Origin of the sequence: Simplicispira metamorpha (assembly GCF_004341365.1) — a bacterium.
In the GTDB taxonomy this organism is placed as follows: Bacteria; Pseudomonadota; Gammaproteobacteria; order Burkholderiales; family Burkholderiaceae_C; genus Simplicispira; species Simplicispira metamorpha.
Genome location: NZ_SLXH01000059.1, coordinates 1 through 1,940, shown reverse-complemented (window position 1 = coordinate 1,940; position 1,940 = coordinate 1). Strand labels below are relative to the sequence as shown.

Here is a 1,940-nt window from a genome sequence, read left to right as displayed (position 1 = left end):
TTGGCCATGGTCAGCGCCGTGTCTTCAATCATGTCCTCCTGGCCACCGACCATGCCGCGCCGGCCCATCTCCACCAGAATCTCGCGCGCAGGCACGCCGTATTTCTCGCTGGCGCGCTTGGCAAACAGCAAGAAGCTGCCGTACACCCCCGCATACCCCAGCGTCAGCGCGTCGCGGTCGATGCGGATCGGAAAGTCCATGATCGGCAGCACCAGGTCTTCGGCCACGTCCTGGATCTTGAACACGTCCACTCCGGTGTCGATGCCCATGAGGTCGCACACGGCCACCAGCACTTCCATGGGGGTGTTGCCCGCCCCGGCGCCCAGGCCTGCGGCAGCCGCGTCGATGCGGCTGCACCCGGCTTCGATGGCAGCGAGGCTGTTGGCCACGCCCATGGCCAGGTTGTGGTGGCCGTGAAAGCCCAGTTCGGTCTCGGGCTTCAAGGCCTGGCGCACGGCGCCGAGTTTTTCGCTGACGTTGTGCGGCAGCATGTGGCCTGCCGAGTCGGTGATGTAGATGCAGTTGGCGCCGTAGCTTTCCATGAGCTTGGCCTGCTTGACCAGGCCTTCTGCGCTGTTCATGTGCGCCATCATCAAAAAGCCCACGGTGTCCATGCCCAGCTGGCGGGCCATGCCGATGTGCTGTTCGCTCACGTCGGCTTCGGTGCAGTGGGTGGCTACGCGGATGGTGTGTACGCCCAGGCTGTGGGCCATTTTGAGGTGGTCGACGGTGCCGATGCCGGGCAGGAGCAGCGCCGAGACTTTGGCCTGCTTCATCAGCGGGATGACGGCGCCCAGGTATTCCTCGTCGGTGTGCGCGGGAAAGCCGTAGTTGACGGAGCTGCCGCCCAGGCCGTCGCCGTGGGTGACTTCGATCAGGGGCATGCCAGCGGCGTCCAGGCCAGCGGCGATGGTTTTCATCTGCGCCAGCGTCATCAGGTGGCGCTTGGGGTGCATGCCGTCGCGCAGCGTCATGTCGTGCAGGCGCACTTTCTTGCCTTGCAGGGGGGTGGTGGTCATGTGCGGTTCTCCTTAGGCGGCCACGGCGCTGAGGCTCAGGCGGCCAGCGATGATTTCTTCGGCAAACATCTCGGCGGTGCGAGCCGCTGCGGCGGTCATGATGTCCAGGTTGCCGGCGTATTTGGGCAGGTAGTCGCCCAGGCCTTCGACTTCCAGGAAGACGCTGACGCGGTTGCCGTCGAACACGGGGCCGTTGACCAGGCGGTAGCCGGGCACGTACTTTTGCACCTGGGCAATCATGTCGTGGATCGACTGGGTGATGGCGGCCTGGTCGGGCTCTGTCTCGGTCAGGCAGTGCACGGTGTCGCGCATCATCATGGGCGGCTCGGCCGGGTTGATGATGATGATGGCCTTGCCTTTTTTGGCGCCGCCCACTTGTTCAACGGCGCCCGCGGTGGTGCGGGTGAATTCGTCGATGTTCTTGCGCGTGCCGGGGCCGACCGAGCGGCTGGAGACGGTGGCGACGATTTCGCCGTAGGCCACAGGTTGCACGCGCGAGACGGCGGCGACCATGGGGATGGTGGCCTGGCCACCGCAGGTGACCATGTTGACGTTCATCTCGCCTTTGCCCACGTGGGCCTTCAGGTTCACCGGGGGCACACAAAAAGGGCCGATGGCGGCGGGGGTGAGGTCGATCATGAGCGCGCCCTGCTCGTTCACTTTGCGCGAGTTCTCGGCGTGGACGTAGGCGCTGGTGGCGTCAAAGACGATCTGCACACCGTCCGCCTGCATGTGCGGGATCAGGCCATCGACGCCGTCGGACGTGGTCTTGATGCCCATCTCGCGGGCGCGTTTCAGGCCGTCCGATTCGGGGTCGATGCCGACCATCCAGACGGGCTCGAGCACGGGGCTGCGCTGCAGCTTGGCCAGCAGGTCGGTGCCGATGTTGCCTGGGCCTATCAGGGCGCATTTGATTTTTTG

Annotated in this window: 2 protein-coding genes; both read right to left on the bottom strand. The window is 65.1% G+C overall.

The annotated features are described in order from the left end of the window. A partial coding sequence (gene dmpG / locus EV674_RS17240; protein ID WP_132750524.1) for a 4-hydroxy-2-oxovalerate aldolase occupies positions 1-1,019 on the bottom strand: 1,019 nt, incomplete at its 3' end. Positions 1,020-1,031: 12 nt separating this feature from the next. Continuing rightward, positions 1,032-1,940 (bottom strand): acetaldehyde dehydrogenase (acetylating) (locus tag EV674_RS17235; RefSeq protein ID WP_132750523.1); only part of this gene is annotated, 909 nt, incomplete at its 5' end.